The sequence below is a fragment of the Corallococcus sp. AB018 genome (assembly GCF_003986945.1).
Taxonomy (GTDB): Bacteria; Myxococcota; Myxococcia; order Myxococcales; family Myxococcaceae; genus Corallococcus; species Corallococcus exiguus.
This window is the reverse complement of the sequence record NZ_RAWR01000006.1, coordinates 1-21,705: the sequence shown is the minus strand read 5'-3', so window position 1 is coordinate 21,705 and position 21,705 is coordinate 1. Positions and strand designations below refer to the sequence as shown.

Genomic DNA, 21,705 nt, shown 5'->3' with positions numbered 1-21,705 from the left:
AGACCTCGCCGCGTCTGTTTCAAGCTAGGCAGGCCTGGAACCCCGTGCGGACGGGCCCGGGGAGGCACGGCACCGCCGCCTGGCAGGGGTCAGCCTGGGTCCTCCGGCGGGGCGCGCCCCGCGGACATCGCGAGCGGCGCCAGGTGGGCCTTCTGCGCGGACACCGCCGCCTCGGCGTCCGCTCTCGCGGCCTCGGCTTCCGCCCGGCGGGCCTGGGCCGCGTGGACGGAGGCCTCGCGCTCCATCAGGCCCACGTGGACCCGGGCCCGCTGACCGTCCCCCGCGGCCCACGTCCGCTCGGAGTCGTTGCCCCCCAGCATCGCCACGGCCTGATCCGCCAGTGAGACGACCTTCAGCGCCTGGGCCCGCTGCACGCAGGCCTGGGAGAGGACGCCATAGGCCTCCGCCTGCGCCCGGGCCGCCGTGGCCTCCTGCCGCCGGGCCGCCGCCCGGGCCTCCAGGGCGTGCCCCCGCGGGTCCGTCCGCCCTGCCTTCCGTTGGGATGTCATCAGGTCCTTCCTGGTGGGAGGCCACCTACATGCCCCGTGGCGCGCACACCCTTCAAAGCTAGGAACGCCCTCCAGGGCTGCCCACCCGCCAGGACGAGGCGTGTGGTTCCAATCGGAAGTTTCCAGAAAATTCCAGGGAGGGTGGCCAGAAGGGAGGGGGGTGGGTCATACTCGGGAAGTGCCCGGGTCACGTGTCTTCCTTGGGGCGGCATCCTGCCGACCGGGGCACCCAACTGTCGGTTCCAGGGGGAGCCACCATGTCCGAGACCAAGATTCGCGTCCTCATCGTGGACGATGACCCGGACCAGCTCGCGCTGACCGAACGCTCGTTGTCCTCGTACAACTTCGAGGTCCGCACCCACCGTTCGTCCCTGGGGGTCTCCAACCTGGTGCGCACCACGGCGCCGGACCTGGTGCTCCTGGACGTGAACATCCCCGCGCTGAGTGGCGACAAGGTGCTGGCGCTGGCCCGGCAGCAGGCGCCGGAGAACACCCGCTTCGTCCTCTACTCCGCCTCCGACGAGTCGAAGCTGCGCGCGCTGGCGCTGGCGGCGGGCGCGGACGGCTACCTGTCCAAGAGCACGCAGGGCGCGGACCTGGCGCGCAAGCTGGAGCGGCTGCACAAGCGCCCCCGCGTCGCCGCCGGCACGTAGCGCTCCGCGCTCACGCGAAGGCTCACTCGCCCACGAGCGCGCCGACCTCCAGGAACACCTGCCGGAAGTCGCCCTGCGCGCCCACGAGGCGCAGGTTCTGGGCCAGCCCCCCGGTGGCCCGGAAGAACATCATCGCCTCCGGGGGCGGCCGGATGCGCATGATGCGCGCGGCGTTGCGCGTGAAGTGGTTGCGCATGTCGCGGTTGATGTCGCAGGTGCCGTAGTCGTACGGCGCCGTGCGCATGGGACGCCCGGCGATGTGGAGCACCTCGCGCAGGAGCACCTCCGCCTCCGCCTCCGGCAGCTCCACGGAGAAGCCCACTTCGCGGCACAGGCCCAGCACGTCCAGCGTCTCCAGCCGCAGCGCCTGCTGGAACATGCGGCGGTTGGCCGCGATGAAGCCCGGGCTGAAGCGCTTGATGGAGCCGAAGTCCAGCAGGCCCATGCGCCCGTCCGGCATCACCATGAAGTTGCCGGGGTGCGGGTCGGCGTGGATTTCGCCCGCGTCCAGGAACGGCCCGTAGGTGGCGCGGATGAGCTGGCGCGCGACGCGGAAGCGCGCGGCGTCATCCGGCGACGTCGTCACCCAGTCCTTGAGCGTCTGGCCCTCCAACAGCTCCAGCGTGAGCACGCGGTGGGCGCTGCGCTCCTCGACGACCTGGGGCACGTACAGGTCCGGCAGCCGCGCCACGCTCTTCGCGAAGCCCTGCGCGAGCTTCGCCTCGCGGCGGTAGTCCAGCTCCAGCATGAGCTCGTCGCGGAACTCCTGGAAGTAGGCGGTGCCGTCCATCATCCGCGACGTCTTGGACACCGTCTTCACGACGAGGCCCAGGTTGTCCATGTCGTGGCCCATGGACACGTCGATGCCGGGGTACTGCACCTTCACGGCGACGGGGCGGCCGTCATGCAGCACCGCGCGGTGCACCTGGCCCAGCGACGCGGCGGCGAGCGCGTCCGGGGAGAACTCCTTGAACAGGGCCTCCGGCGGCGCGCCCAGCTCCTCCTGCACCACGCGCGACACCTGCGCGTAGGACATGGCGGGGGCCTGGTTCTGCAGCCGGGCCATCATCTGCCGCACCTCCGGCGTGAGCAGGTCCGGGTCCATGGAGAGGGCCTGGCCCAGCTTCATGGCCGCGCCCTTCATCTCCCCCAGCGTGGCCACCAGCTTCTCCGCGGTGCCCAGGCTGAGCAGCTCCGAGGAGTTCGTCCCGGAGAGCTTCTTCGCACCCGTCTTGAGCACCTCCGTACCCACATGCAGGGAGAGGCCCGCCAGCTTGCGCAGGCGGTTGAAGCGCCCCTGGGGCGGCAGCTTGTCGTCGGGTTCGGAAGCCATGGGAGAGCAGAGGATTAACGAAGACTCCTCTCCCATACGCAAGACGCCCCCGGGGTGGATGCGAGCCCGGCTCCCCTACCGGGGAGCGGCCGAGCCCCGCACCCGGGCCCGGAGGAAGCGCCAGCGCTTGAGCCCCTCCAGGTCCAGGGGGTCCGCACGGACCGCCAGCTCATAGGCGGCGAGCGCCTCCTCCAGCCGGCCCACGGACGCGAGCGCGTCTCCGGACAGGCGGTGGACGGCGGCGCGGCCCTCGCGGCCGGTGTTGCCGGCGAGGAAGCGGCGGCGGCACTGCTCCAGCATGGTGGCGGTGAGGCCCGCGGCGAGGCACCGCTCGATGCCCTCCACGTTGCCCAGCGTGGCGTCGTACTCCACGCGCCGCTCCACGTGGCCCAGCGTGTGGAGCGCTCCGGACACGCGATCCAACGCGCGGTCCACCTGGGCGCGCTGGCCGTCCGACAGCGGGCGGGCCTTGAGCAGCTCCAGCGCCCCACGAGCGCGCTGGGCCGCGGTGCGCACGGACTCCAGCGTGGCGTCGCGCGGCAGCTCCAGCACGGCGTACGGGTCCCCGGCGAGCCGCCGGCGAAAACCCTGGAGGACGGTCTCTGCTTGCGCGTCCTCGGGCGTGGGGATGGCGGCGGTGGCCTGCGCGGACGTGGCGCGGGTGACGTTGCGAAGCTGGGCCAGCTGGGCCTGGAAGGCGGGGCTGGCATCGCGCAGCTGCACGCCGAAGCCCGGGGGCATGTTCCACGACTGGGCCTGCTCGGCGGTGACGTGGCGTACCACCTGCGCGGTGCACGGCAGCTCGCCGCCGGGAAGCCGCAGCACCAGCGACACCTCCGACAGGAGCGCGGGGGGCGGAGTGGCCAGCTGGAAGAAGAGGCCGGAGCGGCCCACCCACTCGCCCTTGAGCTCCACGGGGGCCTGCGTGCCCTGGCCGCGCAGGAGCGCGGTGAGCGGCGGCGCGGAGGGCGCGGGCGGCGGCGCGAGCGACGCCTCCAGGGCCACTCTCAGCTCCGCGGCGGAGGCGAAGCGGTGTTCGGGCCGCTTGGCCAGCGCGCGCAACAGCACCCGCGACAGGGGCTCCGGCACGGCGGGGTTCAGTTCGTGCGGCGGGACGGGCTCCTTCTGCAGGTGGCCCACCAGGATTTCGGCGGCGGTGCGGCCGTAGAAGGGCACCTGGCCGGTGAGCAGCAGGTACGCGAGCACGCCGGCGGCGTACAGGTCGCTGCGCGCGTCCACGATGCCGTCGCCGCACTGCTCGGGGGCCATGAACTCCGGCGTGCCCAGGAGGACGCCCACTTCGGTGGTCATCTCCCCGGCGGGGCGGGACAGGAGCTTGGCGATGCCGAAGTCGAGCAGCTTCACCCGCTGCTTGCCGCTGGGGCTGGGGACGAGGAAGACGTTGGCGGGCTTCAGGTCGCGGTGGACGATGCCGTGCGCGTGCGCGGCGCCCAGGGCGTCACACACCTGCATCATCAGGTCCACCACCAGCGCCGCGGCCATGGGGCCGCGGGCGAAGTTGGCCAGGCTGTCACCCTCCAGGTACTCCATGACCAGGTACGGGCGCCCTTCGCGCGAGTCCAGGTCATAGAGGGTGACGACGTTCTCGTGCTGCACGAGCGTGAGCGTGCGGGCTTCGGAGAGGAAGCGCGCGACGAGCTCCGGGGCCTGGGCCAGGTGCGCGTGGAGCACCTTGATGGCCACGCGCTTCTGGATGAGCGTGTGCTCCGCGAGGAACACGGTGCCCATGCCGCCGCGGCCCAGCTCGCGCACGACGCGGAAGCGGCCGAACTCCTGGCCCACGAGGGAAGGCACCACGGGCGTGGGAGACGACATGGGCGTGAGCGAAGGGGCGGGCAGCGACGCCGCGGGTCCCGGCGGCGGCGTGCCGGCGTAGAGCATCGTGCCGCCGTTGAGGTCCAGCCCGCGCATCAGCGTGGGACACGCCTCCGCGTCCGAGTGGGGCTGACCGCAAGAGCAGATGAGAGGCGACTGGGCGAGCACGAGGGACCGGTAACCAGCGAAAGGCGATGCGGGGGTAAGGACAGCGTCAGCGGCCGATGCGAGCGGTGTGCCAGGAACCGGGATTTTCCGGCTCGCGCGGACGGGCGCGCCAACCGGTTGATCCGCTTCGCTTTTGCGACACTCGGATGCGGCCTGGGTCCCAACTCATCGACAGACACCCCTCGGTTGCGGGGAGTTTTTACAGCCCCGGGGCGGAACAGTTTTCCGTCCAGCACATCCCAATACGTTCGGTCCGCAAGACCTTGGGCAACTTCCGCCCTGCCTTCCCTTCAACCGTCCTGCCGCGCCGCGAAAGTCCCTCAACGATGACAGCACGCGGTGCGGGTTTCCAGTGCGCAGCGACACGAACATCCACGCTGGAAAACATCTCGTTCAGTCTCGAAGTAAGCCGCGATTGCGCGGATGGCAGTGGGAGCCTGGAAGGCCCTGTAGCGCGTGAGGAACGTACGGATCCGACGGTGTTGGGAGGCCGACAAATCGGCCTGGGATGAAGTGTCCTGCGAGGATGGCGGGGGTTTCCGGGCTTCTGGCGGGACGCGGTTGCGTGCGGTGGGGACGCGGGGTCCGTCACCCGTCCTGCATCAACTTCTTCAGCCAGAACCAGCGCCCGTTGGAGCGGAGCGCGCCCGCCAGGAACTCGGAAAACGAGCTGGCTATCTGGGGGCACTGCGCTGGATCCGGGAAGCGTTCGCGGAAGCCGTCGCGCAGGGGATAGCGGCCGTCGTGCTGCTTGCTCACGTCGAGCAGGACGTAGTTCCCATCGCGGACCTCGCAGAGGGCGTACCAGGACGCGGGCCCCGCCCGGTCCGTGTCGTCCTGGCTCATGACGATCCGCGCGCGGCGGAGCTCCGACAGCGGGGGGAAGGAGAACGCGGGGTCGACGCGGTCGAACAGGTCCGCACCGTCGCAGTGCAGGTAGAAGGCGCGCAGGTCCGGGTCCAAGCGCCATCCGGCGCGTTGCTCGAAGGCGTCGAGCTGCGCGGGAGTCGCGGGAGGGCGTGCGTGGTGGAGGCGCGAGACCTCTTCGAGCAAGGCACTCATCGACATGGGGTCATTCGCCCCTGATAGGGAGAAGGGATGCTCAAGACGGCAGGCTACTTCCGGGAGTTCGGTCCCGGGTTCGAGGATGCCCCTTCCCTCGTGGAGTCGCGAGGGAAGCTGCCGGAAGAGGACTGGCGGCGCGTCGCACGCTATCTGCACACGGGCGTCACGCTCGCGGTCAGCGGCGGCCTGCTGAAGGACTGCCTCACGGGTGAGACGCTCGTGGCCAGCCACTACGCCCAGACCGATGGCGTTTGGACGTGGCGGGCCGACCTGCCTCGCTACGTCGAGCGATACCGCGTGGCCATCCCCGACGCGTTCCTGGAACACATGCGGGCGCTGGACTGGAAGTGCCCCGTCCTCTCCCAGCAGGAGCTGATCGCGCTGACGGAGCGGCTCTTCCACGAGATGAAGCACGCACGGAAACATCGACGGAAGCCCTGAGGGCGGCACGAGCCCAGGAGAAGGCCACGCGCTGGGAGCACCGCTCGCTCGTGGGCTCGCGGCTGGCGGACCGTGCGTTGATGGCCACCCTTACGCCATGAGCACGCAAGCCCCGCGCAGGCTGAACGACGGGAACTCGCTTCCTCCCATGGGCTTTGGCACCTGGCCGCTCACAACGCGGAGGACCACAAGGGCGCGACGCTGGCGGAATGGGTGCAAGGCACGCTGTTCGGCACTTCGCCCGCGCTCGTGGTGGTGGACCTGACCACGGGGCGGCAGCGCCGGGTGCTGGCCACGCATCCGTCCACCCAGCCGGAGCAGGACTTCCTGGCGGTGGTGGCGAGGGATGCGCGCATCGTCTGGCCTGACGGCATCTTCGCCACGGCGGGACATGTCTACGTAACGCTCGGCCAGTGGAACCGGCTGCCGTCGTTCAACGGCGGCAAGGACCTGCGCGAACCGCCGTACCTGTTGATGCGCGCACCGCTGGAGGCAACGGCTCCGGTGGATGCCACGCGGACGAAGAAATGAGGAGCGGCCATGCACTCACGATTGGGATGGAGGGCGGCCCTGGTGGCCGTGCTGGGACTGGGCGGAGGCGCCTGGGACCGAGACTCCGCAGCCACGGCTCCAGGACAAGCGCCTGTCTTCAGCTACTGGCACAACTGGACGGATGACCATGGGGTCAGCCACATGACCCTGTGTCCCGTGCGGAGCTTCGACCTGAAAAGCATGTCTCCGCCCGCCGATCCTCAATGGCAGGCACACCAGCCGCCCGGCCAGTCCCAGGTCATCTTCACGGTCCAACCCAACGGCTGGAAGGGGTCCTGGCACGAGGACCCGAAGGTCCAGTGGATCATCCCCCTCTCCGGAACATGGTTCGTCGAGGCAATGGACGGCACACGCGTGGAGCTGGGGCCAGGGCAGGTGTCCCTGGGCGAGGACCTGAACACACGGCCGGACGCACAGGGCCGAAAGGGCCACCTCTCCGGGAACGTCACCCCCGGTCCTGTGACGCTGATGGTCGTGCAACTCGCGGAGGAGCCCACCGTCAATCAACCGTGCCGGTTCAAGTGACGGCGGTGCGTGCTGGATGTCTTCGCTACGGCGGCGCGAGCTGAACGTCTGGCACCACGTCCGCGAGCAATCCGAGCACTTCATCCCGATAGGGCAATCCCGCCTGCGCTCCCAACCGCGTCGTCGCGATGGCGGCGGCTGCATGCGCGAAGCGAGCGGCGGAGAGCAGCGGCTGGGACTCCGCCAGAGCGACACAGAGCGCCGCGGAGAAGGCATCCCCCGCTCCGGTGGTATCCACCGTGTCCACCGGCAGCTCAGGCAGCCACGCCTCTTCCTCCCGCGACACCAGGAGACTGCCTCCAGGCGCCGCGATGATGGCCGCCCCCACGCCGCGCATCAGCAGATTCCTTGCAGCGCGCCGCGCGGAAGCACGGCCATGCACCGTGATGCCTGTCAGCGTCCGCGCTTCGGAGGCGTTGGGCCGGATGACGTGCACATCCTCCAGCAACACCTCCGGCAGCGGCACGGCCGGCGCGGGATCCAGCACCACCCGGACTCCGGCCGCTCGCGCCAGACGGACCGCCGCCTGGACCGCTTCCAGCGGCACCTCCAGCTGCACGAGCAATACCTTCGCGGTGGCGATCCGCTCCGCGCTCCGCAACACATCCCGGATGGAAAGTCTGTGATTGGCGCCCGGGGAGAAGAAGGTCTGCTTCCTCCCGTGTCCATCCACCATCACCAGCACCGCGCCAGAAGGCGCCTTCGGATCAGGCACCACCCCCTCCAGCGCAACGCCCTCCCGTTCCAGCAACGCCACCTGCCTCAGGCCGCGCCCATCCGTCCCCACCCTCGCCACCAGCGAGGCCCGCGCCCCCAGCCTCACCGCGGCCACCGCGCCGTTGGCTCCCTTCCCTCCGAGCGCCTCCTGGAAGACGTCGCCCTCCGCGCTGCCTCCCGGCTCCGGCAGCGACGGTCCTCGCACCAGGTAGTCCGTGGCCACGCCCCCCACCACCACGATGCGCGGGCTCATGGCGGAGCCTCACCGAACGGACGCTCCCGTGCGGCCGTGACCAGGTGCTGGAGGAACCAATCCCGGGCCAGCCGGGCCGCCTGCTCCAGCGTCCCCGGTTCCTCGAAGAGGTGGGTCGCCCCAGGCACGATCTCCAGCCGCTTGTGCGTGCGCAGCGCCGCCAGCGCCTCCTGATTGAGCGCAATCACTTGCGTGTCATCTCCACCCACGATGAGCAGGGTGGGCGCCCGCACCGCCGGCAGCGCGGCACCCGCGAGATCCGGACGACCGCCCCGGGACACCACCGCCTGGATGGCTTCAGGCATCCGCCCCGCGGCCACCAGCGCCGCACCCGCCCCCGTGCTCGAACCAATCAACCCCAGCGGCTGGCCTCCCAACCCTGGCACCCGTTCCAGCCACCGCGTGGCTCCCACCAGCCGCCGCGCCAGCAACTCGATGTCGAAGCGCAGGTGCCGCGTCCGCCGCTCGGCCTCCTCCTCCCCCAGCGTGAGCAGGTCCATGAGCAGTGTCGCCAGCCCCGCCTGCTGCATCACTCCCGCGACGTACCGGTTGCGCGGACTGAAGCGGCTGCTGCCGCTGCCATGCGCGAACAGCACCACGCCGGAGACCGACTCCGGCACGCTCAGCGTTCCTTCCAACCCCACGCCGGGCTCCACCTCCAGCCGCACCGCGTGCTCCGAAATTCGTTGCTCAGCCATGTCTCAAACCTCCGCTGGACTCACCGCGCCACCGTGCGCAGCGCGCGCCAGCAGCTCGCGCACCTCGTCGTCGGTGGTCTGCGTGAAGTCCTCGAACCATTGCCCCACCGCGTAGAACGGCTCTGGGGTGTGGACGCAGACGACCGCGTCCGCTTCGCGCTCGAACTCCGCGCACGTCTCCGGCGCGCCCACCCCCACGCCCACCACGATGCGCGCGGGCTTCTGCTGACGAAGCGCCCGGAGCGCCGCCCGCATCGTCGAGCCCGTGGCCAGCCCGTCATCCACCAGGATCACCGTCCGCCCTTCGACCCGCGCGGGAGGCCTGCCGTCGCGGAAGAGCTGCTCCCTCCGGACCAGCTCCCGCCCCTCACGCTCAGCGGCCGCGGCGATGGCCGACTGGGGTATCCCCAGCCTTCGCACGACACCCCCGTTGAGGACCGTGACGCCTCCGGTGGCGATGGCCCCCATGGCCAGCTCCTCGTGCCCCGGCGTGCCGAGCTTGCGCACCACGAACACGTCCAGCGGCACCCCGAGGATGCGAGCGACCTCGAAGCCCACGGGCACACCGCCGCGCGGCAACGCCAACACCAGCAGGTCACCGCCTCCGCCAAGCAGGACGCGGAGCCGTTGGCCCAACGCACGGCCGGCGTCGACGCGGTCTCGAAACAGTTGCATGCCATGCCCCAGGGTCCGGAAAAGACGTCCTCCTCCTTGAGGTGGAAGACATGCCGGATGGCAGCAAGGGCACCCTGCCCGCCCGCTCGCATCACGCCCGAGTGACTGATTCAGCGATCAACCATTAACAAACATTAACATCCGACTTCGCGCGCATGACGCGAGGCGTCACCTGCCTATGGTCTGTTCCGCGTCAAACCCCCGTAGGAGTGCGTCAAAACCCAACGCAGGGAGTCCCCATGTCGAAGGTCTATGAAGCTCCGGGTCAGAAGGGCAGCAAGGTCGAGTACAAGAGCCGTTACGGCAACTACATCGGCGGTGAGTTCGTCCCGCCCGTGAAGGGTCAGTACTTCGAGAACATCAGCCCCGTCACGGGCCGCCCCTTCTGCGAGATTCCCCGCTCCACGGCGGAGGACATCGAGAAGGCGCTCGACGCCGCGCACAAGGCGAAGGACGCGTGGGGCCGCACCGCCGCCGGCGAGCGGGCCAACATCCTGCTGAAGATCGCCGACCGCATGGAGCAGAACCTGGAGATGCTCGCCGTCTCCGAGACGTGGGACAACGGCAAGCCCATCCGCGAGACGCTCGCCGCGGACCTGCCGCTCGCCATCGACCACTTCCGCTACTTCGCCGGTTGTATCCGCGCGCAGGAAGGCTCGCTCAGCCAGCTGGATGACAACACCGTCGCCTACCACTTCACGGAGCCGCTCGGCGTCGTGGGGCAGATCATCCCGTGGAACTTCCCGCTGCTCATGGCCGCGTGGAAGCTGGCGCCCGCGCTCGCCGCCGGCAACTGCGTGGTCCTCAAGCCCGCGGAGCAGACCCCCGTCACCATCCTCAAGTTCGCGGAGCTGGTGGGCGACCTGCTTCCCCCCGGCGTGCTCAACATCGTGAACGGCTTCGGCATCGAGGCCGGCAAGCCGCTCGCCAGCAACAAGCGCATCGCCAAGATTGCCTTCACGGGTGAGACGACCACCGGCCGCCTCATCATGCAGTACGCCTCCGAGAACATCATCCCCGTCACCCTGGAGCTGGGCGGCAAGTCCCCCAACATCTTCTTCGAGGACGTCTTCGCCAAGGACGACGACTTCGCCCAGAAGGCGCTGGAGGGCTTCGCCATGTTCGCCCTCAACCAGGGCGAGGTCTGCACCTGCCCGTCCCGCTCGCTGGTCGCCGAGCGCTTCTACGACGACTTCATCGCCAAGGCCGTGGAGCGCACGAAGCGCATCGTGCAGGGCAACCCCCTGGACGTCACCACGCAGATTGGCGCGCAGGCGTCCAATGATCAGCTGGAGAAGATCCTCAGCTACCTGGACATCGGTAAGAAGGAGGGCGCGAAGGTGCTGACCGGCGGCGGCCGCAAGTCGCTGTCCGGCGCGCTGGCGGAGGGCTACTACGTGGAGCCCACCATCTTCGAGGGCCACAACAAGATGCGCGTGTTCCAGGAGGAGATCTTCGGCCCCGTCGTGGCGGTGGCGAAGTTCAAGGACGCCGAGGACGCGCTCGCCATGGCCAATGACACGCTCTACGGCCTGGGCGCTGGCGTGTGGACGCGCGACAACAGCACCGCGTACCGCATGGGCCGCGGCATCCAGGCGGGCCGCGTCTGGGTGAACTGCTACCACCTGTACCCCGCGCACGCGGCGTTCGGCGGCTACAAGCAGTCCGGCATCGGGCGCGAGACGCACAAGATGATGCTCAATCACTACCAGCAGACGAAGAACCTGCTCGTCAGCTACGACCCGAAGCCCATGGGCTTCTTCTAAGGACGCCCCGCATGTCCGTGCCGCGCGTCGAGGTCACGCCGGCCGCCGAGGCCCTGCTCCACAAGATGCAGGGCCTTCACGGTCCGCTCCTCTTCCACCAGTCCGGCGGCTGCTGCGACGGCAGCGCGCCCATGTGCTTCCCGCGCGGCGACTTCCGCGTGGGCCAGGAGGACGTGTACCTGGGCGACATCGTCCGCACGCCCTTCTACATGTCCGGCCCGCAGTTCGAGCTCTGGCGCCACACCCACCTCACCGTGGACGTGGTGCCCGGTCGCGGCAGCGGCTTCTCCGTCGAAGCCCCTGAAGGCGTGCGCTTCCTCATCCGCTCACGCCTGTTCACCGACGACGAGTACCGCGCGCTCGAACAGGAAGGGCCCCCGCCCAAGGGGCCCCAGCACTGAAGGCATCGCCGGCCCCGGCCTCCCTCACGGCTTCGGGGGAGGCGGGGGCCGCGCTTCCGCCGTGTTCCGGGGCAGCCGCAGCGTGAAGGTGGCGCCCTGCCCCGGCTGGCTGTCCACGTCGATGCGGCCGCCCAGCGCTTCGACAATCTGGCGGCTGATGTAGAGCCCCAGGCCCATGCCGCCGTAGTGCCGCTCGCTCACGGCGCGCTCGAAGCGGCCGAAGAGGCGCGGCAGCGCGTCCGCTTCGATGCCAATGCCCTCGTCGCGCACCTCCACCCAGGCCTCGTCGCGCGCATCCACGCCCGCGCGCACCGACACCGGGTGGCCGGCGCCGTACTTCGCCGCGTTGGAGAGCAGGTTCACCAGCACCTGGTCCAACCGCAGCGCGTCCCACTGGCCCGTCAGCGTGCGCGGCAGCTCCAGTTCGAGCGTGCACCGCGCCTGGGCGAACACGTCCCCCAGGCGCTCCACCGCGTCGCGCGTCAACTGCACCAGATCCACCTCCGCGCGCTCCAGCGACAGCTTGCCCAGGGACAGCCGGCTCACGTCCAGCAGGTTGTCCACCAGCGCCGTCAGCCGGAGCACCTGCCGCTGCGCGGTGTTGAGCCTCCCCGTCACGAGCCCGGGAGTGCCCGCTGTCTCCAGCGCCCGGCCAATGAGGTTGTGCTGGAGGATGAGGCTGGTGAGCGGCGTCTTCAATTCGTGGCTCGCCACGGAGAGGAACTCGTCGCGCAGCCGCACCGCGGACTGGGCGTCGTGGAACAGGCGCGCGTTCTCCAGCGCCACGCTCAAGCGCAGCGCCAGCTCCTCCGCCATCGTCACGTCCGCGGCCTCCAGCGCGCGCTGGGGCTCCGCGGTGAACAGCGTGATGACGCCCAGCGTGCGGCCGCGCGCACGCAACGGCACCGACAGCACGGACGTGGGCGCCAGGCGATCCACCAATGCCCGGTGCTCGGCGCTCGTGGAGACGGCGTCGCAGCGCTTGAAGTCCAGGGGCGACAGGAAGCAGACCTCCCCGGTGCGGAAACACTGGAGCGCCGGGTGGGCGGGCCCCCTGTCCGTGCCTCCCAGGGCCGCATGGAGCCGCGCGTCGTGCTCGGCCACGCGGTGGGCCGCGGTCACCCGCCGCAGGGTGCCGTCCGGCGCTGCCAGGTCCACCAGGCAGCCGGTGGCCACGTGGTCCACCACCAGCCGCGCCACCGCCGGCAGCGCCTCCTCCACGTCGTCCAGGCGCAGCGCCAGCACGCGGCTTGCGGCCAGCAGGAGCTGCAGCCGCTCCTCGGCCGCCTTGCGCCGGGTGATGTCCGCCATGGCGCCGGTGAGCTCCGTCACCTTCCCGTCCGGTCCGCCGAAGGACTGTCCCACGCTGTGCAGCCAGCGCACGCCGCCGTCGCGGCGAATCACGCGGAACTCCAGCTCGAAGAAGCCCGGCGACTCGCGCTGGTAGCGTTGGAACTCCGCCTCCACGTGCGGCCGGTCCTCCGGATGCAGCCGCTCCAGCATGTCGCCCACCAGCACCGCCGAGTCCACCGCCGGCAGGCCCAGCATGTGGTTGAGCGCCGCGTCTCGCACCTCCTTGCCGCGCACCAGGTCCAGGCGCCAGGTCCCCATGTCGCCCGTCACCAGCGCCTGCCGCAGCCGCTCCGTGCGCTCGCGAAGCGCTTCGTAGAGCGCGGCCCGCTCCAGCGCCTGCGCGCACTGGTGCGCCAGCGCCTCCAGGAACGCGCGCTCCTCGGCGGGGAAGACGCGAGCCTCCGGCCACCCAAGCAGCAGCAAGCCCCTCGCGCGGGTCTCCCCCCACAGCGGCACCACCGCGCGGGCCCCCGGCCCCTGGCGGCGCGCGAACTCCGCGCCCTCCGGGTGGCGTGCGACGAACTCCTCCAGCGTCCCGAACCACTTCGCCTCGCGCCGGGGGGCCGGGTCCGTCCCGTCCGGCGGCCGGGTGAACGACGCCAGCGCGTCTTCCGGGTAGCCCAACACGCGCAGCGGGCGCATGAGGCCGTCCTCCTCCAACGCCAGCACCGCGACGCGCGTGGCGCCGCTCGCCTCCCACACCTCACGCGCCAGCACCTGCGCCACCGCGTCCTCGGTGGCCGCGCGGGACAGGGCCGCCGTCACCGCCTGCAGCCGCGCCGTGCGTGCCTGGGCCTGACGGGCCTCGCCATACAGGCGCGCGTTGTCCAGCGACAACGCCGCCCGGCGGGCCAGCTCGCGCGCCAGCTCCAGGTCCTGCTCACCAAAGCGTCCGGCCGTACCGGACATCAATGACAGACTTCCCAGCACCCGCCCGCGCGCCACCAGCGGCACCACCATCACGGAGCGGCACCCCAGGCGCCACGTCTCCTCCAGGGCCGCGTTCCCCCGTGCCGCCGCCAGGAAGGCCTGTTCGGGCACGTCCGGGATGAGGCGGGCCTCACCGGTGCGCAGCACATGGGCCATGCCCTGCGAGCCGTTCTCCTGGAGGGCCCAGCGCTCCCCAATGGCATACACGGTGGGTACGAGCGAGGGGTCCCGGTGCGTCGCGGCCCTTCGCACCACCTGGTTCGAAGGCGTGACGACGTCCACCGCGCACCAGTCCGCGAACACCGGCACCACCAGCTCCGCCAGCTCGCGCAGCACCGTGGGCTCGTCCAGCGACGACGCCAGCACCTCACCCGCGCGGGCCAGGAACGCGAAGCGGCCCTCCTCCGCGGAGGATGACACCTCGCGCACACCTGACAGGGACACGGGCGCGACAGGCTCCACGGCGGCGGCCTCACGCGTGACGGCCTCGCCTCCGCTCCCGGACACGGGGACCCCGTCGTTCGCCGTCACGGCGGACGGCGGCGGTAGCTCGGTCGAAGGCTCGATGGACGATTCGGGCATGGAGCGCGGGCCACGGCGTCACGGGGATGACGCCTCACCAAAGGGACGTTCCGATAATGACGGCCCCCGACCGGAGACAAGCCTCCCCGGCCACCTGACTCCTGGCGAGTGTCCGGCAGGCAACCCGCCCGGCCTGCCTGCCCTCGCGCGGTGCCTCAGCCCGCCGCGACGTCCGGTGAAGGCGGGTTCCACCACACCGCCCCCTTCCCCTGGATGGCGGTGTGCGCCCGCTCCCGCACCGCCTGCATCCCCGCGGCGTCCAGGGACTGGAAGGCCGAGGCCGCCCGCAGCGCGGCGTCCTGTTCGTTCGGGAAGCCCATCCCCATCAACATCACGTCCGGATCCAACGTCAGCGTGTATTGCACGCACTCCGCCACCGACAGGTGCGGCAGCATCGGCGTGTCGCGCGCCTCACCACCGGAGCTGACCTTGCCGCGCGGGCGCGCCTGGAGCGGACGTCCGTAGCCCTCCGTGTCCCCCAACAGCTTGCCCGCGCCGAACGTCTTGAAGGACACCACGCCCACGCCGTGCGCTCGCGCCAGGGGCAGCACCTGCTCCACGTAGCGCGCGTCCACGAACGGCCCCAGCGGGAACATCACCACGTCGCACCGCCCGGAGCGCACCGCCGCCATCAGCGCGTCCGGGTGGTGGCAGGAGATGCCCTTGAAGCGCGCCTGCCCCTTCGCCACGCACGCCTCCAGTTGCTCCAGCGCGCCGCCGGGCCGGGCCAGCTCCTCCCACTGCGCCAGCGACTTCACCGCGTGCAGCGCGAACAGGTCCACCGACGGCAGGCCCAGCCGCCGCAGGGACGCCTCCACCTGAGGGGCCACCGGCGCGTCCAGTTCGTCCACCTTGTCGATGACGAACACGCCCTCACGCCGGCCGCGCAGCGCCTCGCCCACCACCTCCTCGCTCAGGCCGTCCTCGTAGCCGGGCGCCGTGTCGATGACGTTGAGCCCCGCGTCCAGCGCCCTCGCGAGCGTGGCGACCAGTTCCTCACGAGGCACCGTGCGGTCCGCCAGGTCGCCAATGCCCACCGCCGTCGCGGTGAAGCCCGTGCGCCCGAGCGCGCGGCGCGGGGTGAAGCGGGGAAGCGATGTCGTGGTCATCAAGCAATCCTCCTGTCAGGAGGAGCAACATCTCACCGCGCCCCACGTCCCGCGCGGTTCTTGTCCCAGATGGCTCCCAGGATGAGCAGGTAGGCCATCAAGCGGACGACATACAAGTAGTGGATGCGCTCGGCGTCCAGGGTGGGCGCCAGCAGCGCGCCCAGCAGGTTGTGGACGCCCATCAGCGTGAAGGCCAGGGCGAACAGCGCGAACAGCCGGTCCTTCGACTGGAGATAGAAGCGCAGGAAGAAGAGGGCGCACGCCAGGTACGCCATCAACACCGCGCCATCGAGCAGGATCTTCATCATGGCGTCCCCCCCATTGCGTCAGGACACGTCCCAGATGAGGCCGAAGAGCAGCACGCCGGCCCCCACCAGCGATGTAACGGTGCGCTCCAGCGACAGGTCGCCCGCGGGGATGAGCACCAGGTCCACGAAGAGCAGCACGTTGTTCAGCGTGAAGACCGTGAAGCACAGGCCGCTGTAGAGCAGCAGCTTCATCCGCGTGCGCCGCCAGGCCCGCAGCAGCAGCACCGCGCACGCCAGACTCGTCAACGCGCACAGGATGTAGACCGCCTCAGCCATGTCCGTCGCCGTCCTTGTCCTGCTTGATCACGAACGCGTCCGCGAAGCCCCTCACCCGGTCCATGGGGCGTGAGAAGATGAACGAAATCACACTCACGCGCCGCGCCGAGTACGCCATCGCCAGCTCCGCCGTGGCCTGCACGTCCTCCGAGCGGCCAGGGCTGAAGCGGTAGGCGTCCTCCGCCACCCCATCCTGGAGAAGCAGCCCTCCCGTCTTCAGCTCCGCCATACGGCGGGCCGCGGAGGCTTCGGTGATGCGCAGCTCCAGGGCCACCGACGACGCAGTCCACGCCCGCTCCGTCCGGGCGCGAAGCAGGAGGAGCACCTCCAGCTTCTCGATGGAATCGATGTGCGTCGTGAGGAAGCGCTGGACCCGTGGTGAAAGGCCGGCGTCAGTCACGTCTCCACCTATGGACCTAGATACTTTGTGAATCAACCTTTCTATTGGGAGCGGTTGTTCACAGTTACACACGAGCCTGGTCGCCTGACTGGTCAGGGTGCGTCACGCCAGGAGCCCCCTGATTCCGCCTAGTTGCGAACGCGAGGGGCAGGGGCGCGGACGCGGACGTCCATGCGGGCGTCGCCGGCCACCATGCTGCTCAGGGCCTCTGGTTGGGCCGGGGAAAGGCGGGCCACGGCGCGCAGGGCGGCCACCAGGATGAGGGCCTCCAGGCTGGAGGGCACCGCCAGCCCCTCGGGGCCGGCCTTCACGGGCAGGGGCAGCCGGGGGGCGCGGCCGGCGGAGGACAGCGCGTCCACGGCGTAGGCGGGGCGGGCCTCCAGCGACACGGTGATGGCGGGCAGGGACTGCGCCTCCTTGTCGGCGCCGTGCACCTGGAGTTCCAAGAGCCGCCCCAGGGAGCCAGGGGACAGGTAGAGGGCCAGGCCCGAGGGACCGTCGTCGTCGCCGTGGAAGACGCAGCCCTCGTAGGTGTGCTCGTGCGCGCCCGTCACGTCCACGGTGAAGGCCTGGCTGTCATCCCAGTGCGTCCAGGGCTTCGCGTCCCAGAACTCGGTGGCGGCCTGGACGAAGAGCAGCGCCTTGTCGCTGCCCAGCCCGGACACGCCCATCTGGCCCCACGCGAGGAAGGTGGCGATGGCCGCCCGGGCGGAGAGCGCCGCCAGGGACGGCGGCGCCACGGACAGGCCCAGCGCCTCGGCGGCTTCCGCCAGGGCGGGCTCGCACGACACCTGGGAGGGCTCCAGGCCGGCGATGAGGGCGCGCACGCCAGAGAGGTCCGTCTGTTCGAAGACGGGAGCGGACGGGTCGCCCGAGTCACCGATGCGCAGGTAGACGCCGGTGGTGCCCACGGAGAGGGGCACCGGACCCAGCTTGAGCAGGTGGAACATGGCGGACCCTCCGGGCGCGCGGGCTTTCGCGTCACCCTCCCAGGACGCGAGGGTTCGCGTCCAGGGCCCTGCGGACCATCTTCATCAGGGCGCGGATGTCGAACGGCTTCTGGAGGAACTCCATGCCCGGGTGCAGGCGCTTGAGGCCGCTGACGTCCACGGCGCTCATGCCCAGCACGGGAATCTGGCGCAGCGTCGGGTCCTGCTGGATGCGCGCGATGAGCGCGGGGCCGTCCAGCACGGGCATCATCCAATCCGTCAGCACCAGGTCCGGCTTCACCTCCGCCAGGCGCTCCAGGGCCTCGCGGCCATGGGACGCCGTGAGCACGCGGTAGCCCTCCTCCCTCAGAAGGTCCGCGAGCGCCTCCAGGATGCCCTGTTCGTCGTCCACCACCAGCACGGTCTCGGTCGCGGGAACCACGGAGCCTCTGGGGGTCAGGAGTGGTTGCCCGGGAAGCGAGCGATGCCGGTGAGCAGCAACTCGGGCGAAGGCTGGAACGGCGGCTGGATCTCGATTCCCTGGGAGGTGATGAGGAACTCGCGCAGCGTCGGGTCGTAGTCCGCGTCCCGCAGCTTGAAGATGGACAGCAACCGCCTCAGGCGGCCATTGAGCTCCAGGTGGCGCATGAACAGCAGGTTCTCCGCCACGCCGGACAGGCCGGTCCCCAGGGGAACATCCATGTCCGGGCCGAAGAGGCGCGGCGTCTCCAGCGTGAAGACGGTCGTCACCCCGTGGCGTCGCAATTCCTGCGTGAGCGCGGCGAAGAAGGGGCTGATGCGCGCCGGTTCGTGGGTGGTCTCCACCATGGCGCTCAGGCCGTCCACGAACAGGCGCTTCACGCCGCGCCTGCGCACGTCCTCCATCAGCGTGTGCGCCACCAGGTCCAGGTTGCACTCGGCGGGCATGTTCCACTGGAGCACCAGCCGGCCGTCCTTCACCGCGGTGCCCAGCGACAGCCCCACGTTGGCCGCCTTGTGCATCAGCCGGTCCGGCCCCTCGTAGAAGCTCACCATCAAGCAGGGCTCGCCCAGGCGCAGCCCTTCCGCCAGGTGGCTCACGCCGAGGATCGTCTTGCCGCAGCCCGGGGGCCCCATCACCAGCGTGGTGGACGCCGCGGCGAAGCCCTCCGGAATCATGGCGTCCAGCGTGGGCACGCCGAAGCGCACGCGCTGCGTGCCCCAGTCCGGCGGCTGCGAGCGGCTGACCATCGTCTCCAGGCGGGGGAACACCTCCAGGCCCGACTCGGAGATGCGGAAGTGGTGCGAGCCATTGAGGCTGGCACTGCCGCGGAACTTGCGCACCTGCAGTTCACGCCACGAACGCATGGCCGCCGTGCGCTCGCGCAGCTCCAGGATGCCGTCCACCATGGTGTATTCCGGGTGCACGGTGGGGCCCACGCTGCTCGTGAGCAGGAGCGCGGTGAAGCGGGACAGGCCGGCGGACACCTGGAGCTCGTGGATGAACTTCTTGAAGTCGCGGCTGCTGCCCGCGGCCTCCTGCGCCTGCACCAGACCGTCCAGCACCAGGATGCCCGCGCCGTGGTTGCGCATCTCCCGGCGCAGGAGCTCCAGCAGGCCCGGCAGCCCCTGCTCCTCCAGCATGCGGAAGCCGCTGACGTAGTAGATGCGCTGGGGCAGCTGGGACGCGTCGAAGAACGCCATGCTGCGCAGGTTCGCCAGCATGCGCGAGTGCGATTCGGCCAGCAGCGTCACGTACAGACAGCGCGTGCCCTGTTGCGCCTGCGAGTAGCACAGCTGGTTGGCGAAGATGGTCTTCCCCGCGCCGGGCTCCCCCACCACGATGTAGACGCCTGAGGCCACCAGGCCACCGCCCAGGATGGGATCCAGTCCGGGAACGCCTGTCGCGATGCGCTCGAAGACGGGAGGGTGCTGCTCGCTAGGGGACATGGCGACCGCTCATACCGTAAAACCCGGGGTGTCGCCCTGGGAGATTCGCGCCGGGGCCCCTTGCCCCCTGGAGCCCCCACCGTGGAAACCCTCGTCCGGTTCGCCGAAGGCCTGGGCCGCTTCTCCGCGCGCTTCGTCCCCAGCGCCTTCGCCATCGCGGTGCTGCTCACCCTGCTCACCATGGCGCTGGCCATGGGCTGGGTGGGCGCCTCGCCGCCGGTGGTGCTGGACGCGTGGGGCGGAGGCTTCTGGGAGCTGCTCACCTTCTCCATGCAGATGGCGCTGGTGATGTTCACCGGCTACCTGCTCGCGCTCACCGCGCCGGTGAAGGCGCTGCTGGAGAAGGTGGCCAGCCTGCCGAAGAGCCCCCGGAGCGCCACCGCGCTGATGGCGGCGGTGTCCATGGCGCTCGCGTATTTCAACTGGGGCCTGTCGCTCGTCGCCAGCGCCATGCTGGTGCGCTTCATCGCGCGCAGGCGTCCGGACGTGGACTACCGGCTGCTGGTGGCCTGCGCCTACTTCGGCCTGGGCGCCACGTGGCACGCGGGCCTGTCCGCCTCCGCGCCGCTGCTGGTGGCGACGCCGGGGCACTTCCTGGAGAAGCAGCTGGGGATCATCCCCATCGACCGGACGCTGTTCTCCGCCTTCAACGTTTGCCTCACGCTGGCCGCGGTGGCGCTGCTCACGGCGCTGGCGTGGGCGCTGCATCCGTCTCCCGAGCGCACCGTGCGCGTGGAGCCCGCGGTGCTGGAGAAGCTGGGAGACTTCGTTCCGCCGGAGAAGCCCAAAGGGCGCTTGAGCCCCGCGGAGTGGCTGGACCACGCGTGGCTGCTCAACACCGTCTTCGGGGTGCTGGGCCTGGCGTGGTTCGCGCGGCACCTGTGGCTGAACGGCGGATGGAAGGCGCTCAACCTCAACGTGGTGAACTTCACCTTCCTCACGTTGGCGGTGCTGCTGCACGGCACGCCCGCGCGGCTGCTCAAGGCGAGCGAGGAGGCCGCGAGCGTGCTGCACGGCATCGTGCTCCAGTTCCCGCTGTACGCGGGCATCTACGGCATCTTCAAGGCCACGGGGCTCACGGACCGCATCGGGGAGCTCTTCGTGTCGCTGTCCACGCAGCAGACGTTCCCAGCCATCGTGTACCTGTACAGCGGCGTGGTGAACTACTTCGTGCCTTCTGGAGGTTCCAAGTGGGCCATTGAAGCGCCCTACCTGCTGGACGCTGCGGGACGGTTGGGCGTGGCGCCGGAGAAGGTGGTGCTGGCGTACGCGTGGGGCGACATGGCCACCGACCTCATCCAGCCCTTCTGGGCGCTGCCGCTCCTGGCCGTGGCGCGGTTGGAGTTCAAGGACATCCTCGGCTTCCTGCTGGTGGCCTTCCTCGCGTACCTGCCGCTGGTGACGCTCGGCTTCTTCCTGTTCGGGTAGCGCGGCGCGGCGTCCCCGGTGCGAAACCCTGGAATCCTGGACTCGGGGAATGACGCGGGATGTTTCATGGTAGACAGGCACACCAAGGGGCCGGACGTGGGCCGGCCGCCTCCAACATCAACGAGGGGACCCCAAGACATGAAGAGCCTGATCAACGGAAGCGTGCTGTGCGCGGTGCTGGGTGTGGCGACGGTGGCCGGAGCGCAGGAGGCGGCGGCGCCGGCGGCGGAGTCCGTGAAGGCCCCCAGCGCGGACGCGGTGCGCGACACCTGGAACTACTTCTACAAGGGCCAGGGTCAGGGTCCCGTGCTGGTGGAGGCCAAGCTCTGCACGGAGGTGGCCAAGGACGGCCCCAACAAGTACGAGTGCACCGCCGAGGTGGGCCCCGAGGGCGTCAAGGCGAACACCACCGTGATGCTGTGGCAGAGCTACCTGGTGCCCCAGGGCGACTCCATCGAGGACATCACGGTGCAGGTGAAGCAGGGCGCCACCGTGCGCGAGACGAAGGACGTGAAGGTGAAGGGCGAGGGCTGGCGCGCGCGTCAGTGGACCGGCGTGCGGCTGCCCAAGGCCGGCGCGTGGACCGTGACCGTCATGCGCGGCGACCAGGTGCTCAAGGAAGTGCCGGTGAAGGTGCTGTAGGCCTTCATCCCGTCCAACAGATAACACATACATCGACGCCCGCCGGGGAGCCCCGCGCGGGCGTCTTTCTTTACCGGCCCTCCTCCCCGAGGTCGGCAGGAATTACTGGCCGACGAACAGCAACCCCACCCTTGTGACGGGCTCCCCGCGACTTCCGCCGAGGGAACACCCTGGCCAGGACACGTTGGCCGCGCCCTTGCAATAGGGCTTGAGCGCGGTTGAAGGGC

The 21,705-nt window shown here is 70.3% G+C and carries 23 protein-coding genes; 8 read left to right on the top strand and 15 right to left on the bottom strand.

What is annotated here, in order from left to right:
• Positions 1–89: 89 nt before the first annotated feature.
• Positions 90–509 (bottom strand): hypothetical protein, encoded by a 420-nt coding sequence (locus tag D7Y11_RS02345; RefSeq protein ID WP_120575159.1) that lies wholly within the window; start codon positions 507–509, stop codon positions 90–92.
• Positions 510–766: 257 nt separating this feature from the next.
• On the opposite strand from D7Y11_RS02345, the gene D7Y11_RS02340 reads away from it, so the two are divergent.
• The gene (locus D7Y11_RS02340; RefSeq protein ID WP_120548103.1) at positions 767–1,162 is read left to right on the top strand and encodes a response regulator; all 396 of its coding nucleotides are present in this window, start codon (positions 767–769) and stop codon (positions 1,160–1,162) included.
• Between the two features lie 22 nt (positions 1,163–1,184).
• On the opposite strand, the gene D7Y11_RS02335 is transcribed toward D7Y11_RS02340, so the two are convergent.
• The 3 genes from D7Y11_RS02335 to D7Y11_RS02325 all read right to left on the bottom strand — a co-directional run bounded on the left by D7Y11_RS02335 (position 1,185) and on the right by D7Y11_RS02325 (position 5,567).
• Positions 1,185–2,495 (bottom strand): AarF/ABC1/UbiB kinase family protein, encoded by a 1,311-nt coding sequence (locus tag D7Y11_RS02335; RefSeq protein ID WP_121751595.1) that lies wholly within the window; start codon positions 2,493–2,495, stop codon positions 1,185–1,187.
• Between the two features lie 75 nt (positions 2,496–2,570).
• The gene (locus D7Y11_RS02330) at positions 2,571–4,427 is read right to left on the bottom strand and encodes a serine/threonine-protein kinase (protein ID WP_233596702.1); all 1,857 of its coding nucleotides are present in this window, start codon (positions 4,425–4,427) and stop codon (positions 2,571–2,573) included.
• A 660-nt stretch (positions 4,428–5,087) separates the two neighbouring features.
• Entirely contained in the window at positions 5,088–5,567 is a 480-nt protein-coding gene (locus D7Y11_RS02325) for an SMI1/KNR4 family protein (RefSeq protein ID WP_126932922.1), read from the bottom strand.
• Between the two features lie 30 nt (positions 5,568–5,597).
• Here D7Y11_RS02325 and D7Y11_RS02320 point away from each other — a divergent pair, with 30 nt between their 5' ends.
• The 3 genes from D7Y11_RS02320 (at position 5,598) to D7Y11_RS02310 (ending at position 7,082) form a co-directional block, all read left to right on the top strand.
• A complete protein-coding gene (locus D7Y11_RS02320; RefSeq protein ID WP_121751596.1) occupies positions 5,598–6,005 on the top strand; it encodes a hypothetical protein in 408 nt (135 codons plus the stop codon).
• A gap of 213 nt (positions 6,006–6,218) precedes the next feature.
• Entirely contained in the window at positions 6,219–6,536 is a 318-nt protein-coding gene (locus D7Y11_RS02315; RefSeq protein WP_199745871.1) for a hypothetical protein, read from the top strand.
• A gap of 9 nt (positions 6,537–6,545) precedes the next feature.
• Positions 6,546–7,082 carry a cupin domain-containing protein gene (locus D7Y11_RS02310; protein WP_120575164.1) on the top strand — a complete coding sequence of 179 codons (537 nt, stop codon included), beginning with the start codon at positions 6,546–6,548 and terminating at the stop codon, positions 7,080–7,082.
• Positions 7,083–7,107: 25 nt separating this feature from the next.
• Here the strand turns inward: D7Y11_RS02310 and D7Y11_RS02305 are convergent, their stop codons facing one another.
• Genes D7Y11_RS02305 through D7Y11_RS02295 form a run of 3 tightly spaced genes read right to left on the bottom strand, consistent with a single transcriptional unit; the run spans position 7,108 to position 9,425 of the window.
• On the bottom strand, positions 7,108–8,052 hold the full coding sequence (locus tag D7Y11_RS02305) for a ribokinase (RefSeq protein ID WP_126932921.1): 945 nt from the start codon (positions 8,050–8,052) through the stop codon (positions 7,108–7,110).
• A complete protein-coding gene (locus D7Y11_RS02300) occupies positions 8,049–8,750 on the bottom strand; it encodes a dienelactone hydrolase family protein (protein WP_120575166.1) in 702 nt (233 codons plus the stop codon). The genes D7Y11_RS02305 and D7Y11_RS02300 overlap by 4 nt, the downstream gene beginning before the upstream one ends.
• 3 nt (positions 8,751–8,753) lie before the next feature.
• Complete coding sequence (locus tag D7Y11_RS02295) at positions 8,754–9,425, bottom strand: phosphoribosyltransferase (protein WP_126932920.1); 672 nt, start codon at positions 9,423–9,425, stop codon at positions 8,754–8,756.
• Positions 9,426–9,664: 239 nt separating this feature from the next.
• Between D7Y11_RS02295 and adh the strand changes: the two genes are divergently transcribed.
• Entirely contained in the window at positions 9,665–11,191 is a 1,527-nt protein-coding gene (adh, locus tag D7Y11_RS02290; RefSeq protein ID WP_120593885.1) for an aldehyde dehydrogenase, read from the top strand.
• Between the two features lie 11 nt (positions 11,192–11,202).
• The gene (locus D7Y11_RS02285) at positions 11,203–11,592 is read left to right on the top strand and encodes a DUF779 domain-containing protein (RefSeq protein WP_120575169.1); all 390 of its coding nucleotides are present in this window, start codon (positions 11,203–11,205) and stop codon (positions 11,590–11,592) included.
• Positions 11,593–11,616: 24 nt separating this feature from the next.
• Here D7Y11_RS02285 and D7Y11_RS02280 read toward each other — a convergent pair whose 3' ends face one another.
• The 8 genes from D7Y11_RS02280 to D7Y11_RS02245 form a co-directional block, all read right to left on the bottom strand.
• Positions 11,617–14,457 carry a GAF domain-containing protein gene (locus D7Y11_RS02280; protein ID WP_126932919.1) on the bottom strand — a complete coding sequence of 947 codons (2,841 nt, stop codon included), beginning with the start codon at positions 14,455–14,457 and terminating at the stop codon, positions 11,617–11,619.
• A gap of 155 nt (positions 14,458–14,612) precedes the next feature.
• The gene (locus D7Y11_RS02275; RefSeq protein WP_126932918.1) at positions 14,613–15,566 is read right to left on the bottom strand and encodes an aldo/keto reductase; all 954 of its coding nucleotides are present in this window, start codon (positions 15,564–15,566) and stop codon (positions 14,613–14,615) included.
• A gap of 32 nt (positions 15,567–15,598) precedes the next feature.
• Complete coding sequence (locus D7Y11_RS02270) at positions 15,599–15,874, bottom strand: DUF5985 family protein (protein ID WP_169820306.1); 276 nt, start codon at positions 15,872–15,874, stop codon at positions 15,599–15,601.
• A gap of 18 nt (positions 15,875–15,892) precedes the next feature.
• Positions 15,893–16,150 (bottom strand): DUF5985 family protein, encoded by a 258-nt coding sequence (locus D7Y11_RS02265; RefSeq protein ID WP_120593881.1) that lies wholly within the window; start codon positions 16,148–16,150, stop codon positions 15,893–15,895.
• A complete protein-coding gene (locus D7Y11_RS02260; RefSeq protein ID WP_121751602.1) occupies positions 16,143–16,550 on the bottom strand; it encodes a hypothetical protein in 408 nt (135 codons plus the stop codon). Before D7Y11_RS02260 ends, D7Y11_RS02265 begins: the two co-directional genes overlap by 8 nt.
• Positions 16,551–16,678: 128 nt before the next feature.
• Complete coding sequence (locus D7Y11_RS02255) at positions 16,679–17,500, bottom strand: hypothetical protein (RefSeq protein ID WP_121751603.1); 822 nt, start codon at positions 17,498–17,500, stop codon at positions 16,679–16,681.
• 31 nt (positions 17,501–17,531) lie between these two features.
• Positions 17,532–17,921: a response regulator gene (locus D7Y11_RS02250; RefSeq protein ID WP_120575175.1), complete on the bottom strand. Its 390-nt coding sequence runs from the start codon at positions 17,919–17,921 to the stop codon at positions 17,532–17,534.
• Between the two features lie 14 nt (positions 17,922–17,935).
• Positions 17,936–19,408, bottom strand: a complete 1,473-nt coding sequence (locus tag D7Y11_RS02245; RefSeq protein ID WP_120575176.1) for an ATPase domain-containing protein — start codon at positions 19,406–19,408, stop codon at positions 17,936–17,938.
• Positions 19,409–19,489: 81 nt separating this feature from the next.
• Between D7Y11_RS02245 and D7Y11_RS02240 the strand changes: the two genes are divergently transcribed.
• Both D7Y11_RS02240 and D7Y11_RS02235 read left to right on the top strand, forming a co-directional pair.
• Positions 19,490–20,836, top strand: a complete 1,347-nt coding sequence (locus D7Y11_RS02240) for a short-chain fatty acid transporter (protein WP_120575177.1) — start codon at positions 19,490–19,492, stop codon at positions 20,834–20,836.
• Positions 20,837–20,974: 138 nt separating this feature from the next.
• Positions 20,975–21,478 carry a hypothetical protein gene (locus D7Y11_RS02235; RefSeq protein ID WP_126932917.1) on the top strand — a complete coding sequence of 168 codons (504 nt, stop codon included), beginning with the start codon at positions 20,975–20,977 and terminating at the stop codon, positions 21,476–21,478.
• Positions 21,479–21,705: the final 227 nt, after the last annotated feature.

Coding starts and splice junctions, on each gene's coding strand:
- D7Y11_RS02345 (WP_120575159.1), bottom strand. CDS start 509: ATGACATCCCAACGGAAGGCAGGGCGGACGGACCCGCGGGGGCACGCC.
- D7Y11_RS02340 (WP_120548103.1), top strand. CDS start 767: ATGTCCGAGACCAAGATTCGCGTCCTCATCGTGGACGATGACCCGGAC.
- D7Y11_RS02335 (WP_121751595.1), bottom strand. CDS start 2,495: ATGGCTTCCGAACCCGACGACAAGCTGCCGCCCCAGGGGCGCTTCAAC.
- D7Y11_RS02330 (WP_233596702.1), bottom strand. CDS start 4,427: ATGCGCGGGCTGGACCTCAACGGCGGCACGATGCTCTACGCCGGCACG.
- D7Y11_RS02325 (WP_126932922.1), bottom strand. CDS start 5,567: ATGTCGATGAGTGCCTTGCTCGAAGAGGTCTCGCGCCTCCACCACGCA.
- D7Y11_RS02320 (WP_121751596.1), top strand. CDS start 5,598: ATGCTCAAGACGGCAGGCTACTTCCGGGAGTTCGGTCCCGGGTTCGAG.
- D7Y11_RS02310 (WP_120575164.1), top strand. CDS start 6,546: ATGCACTCACGATTGGGATGGAGGGCGGCCCTGGTGGCCGTGCTGGGA.
- D7Y11_RS02305 (WP_126932921.1), bottom strand. CDS start 8,052: ATGAGCCCGCGCATCGTGGTGGTGGGGGGCGTGGCCACGGACTACCTG.
- D7Y11_RS02300 (WP_120575166.1), bottom strand. CDS start 8,750: ATGGCTGAGCAACGAATTTCGGAGCACGCGGTGCGGCTGGAGGTGGAG.
- D7Y11_RS02295 (WP_126932920.1), bottom strand. CDS start 9,425: ATGCAACTGTTTCGAGACCGCGTCGACGCCGGCCGTGCGTTGGGCCAA.
- adh (WP_120593885.1), top strand. CDS start 9,665: ATGTCGAAGGTCTATGAAGCTCCGGGTCAGAAGGGCAGCAAGGTCGAG.
- D7Y11_RS02285 (WP_120575169.1), top strand. CDS start 11,203: ATGTCCGTGCCGCGCGTCGAGGTCACGCCGGCCGCCGAGGCCCTGCTC.
- D7Y11_RS02280 (WP_126932919.1), bottom strand. CDS start 14,457: ATGCCCGAATCGTCCATCGAGCCTTCGACCGAGCTACCGCCGCCGTCC.
- D7Y11_RS02275 (WP_126932918.1), bottom strand. CDS start 15,566: ATGACCACGACATCGCTTCCCCGCTTCACCCCGCGCCGCGCGCTCGGG.
- D7Y11_RS02270 (WP_169820306.1), bottom strand. CDS start 15,874: ATGATGAAGATCCTGCTCGATGGCGCGGTGTTGATGGCGTACCTGGCG.
- D7Y11_RS02265 (WP_120593881.1), bottom strand. CDS start 16,150: ATGGCTGAGGCGGTCTACATCCTGTGCGCGTTGACGAGTCTGGCGTGC.
- D7Y11_RS02255 (WP_121751603.1), bottom strand. CDS start 17,500: ATGTTCCACCTGCTCAAGCTGGGTCCGGTGCCCCTCTCCGTGGGCACC.
- D7Y11_RS02245 (WP_120575176.1), bottom strand. CDS start 19,408: ATGTCCCCTAGCGAGCAGCACCCTCCCGTCTTCGAGCGCATCGCGACA.
- D7Y11_RS02235 (WP_126932917.1), top strand. CDS start 20,975: ATGAAGAGCCTGATCAACGGAAGCGTGCTGTGCGCGGTGCTGGGTGTG.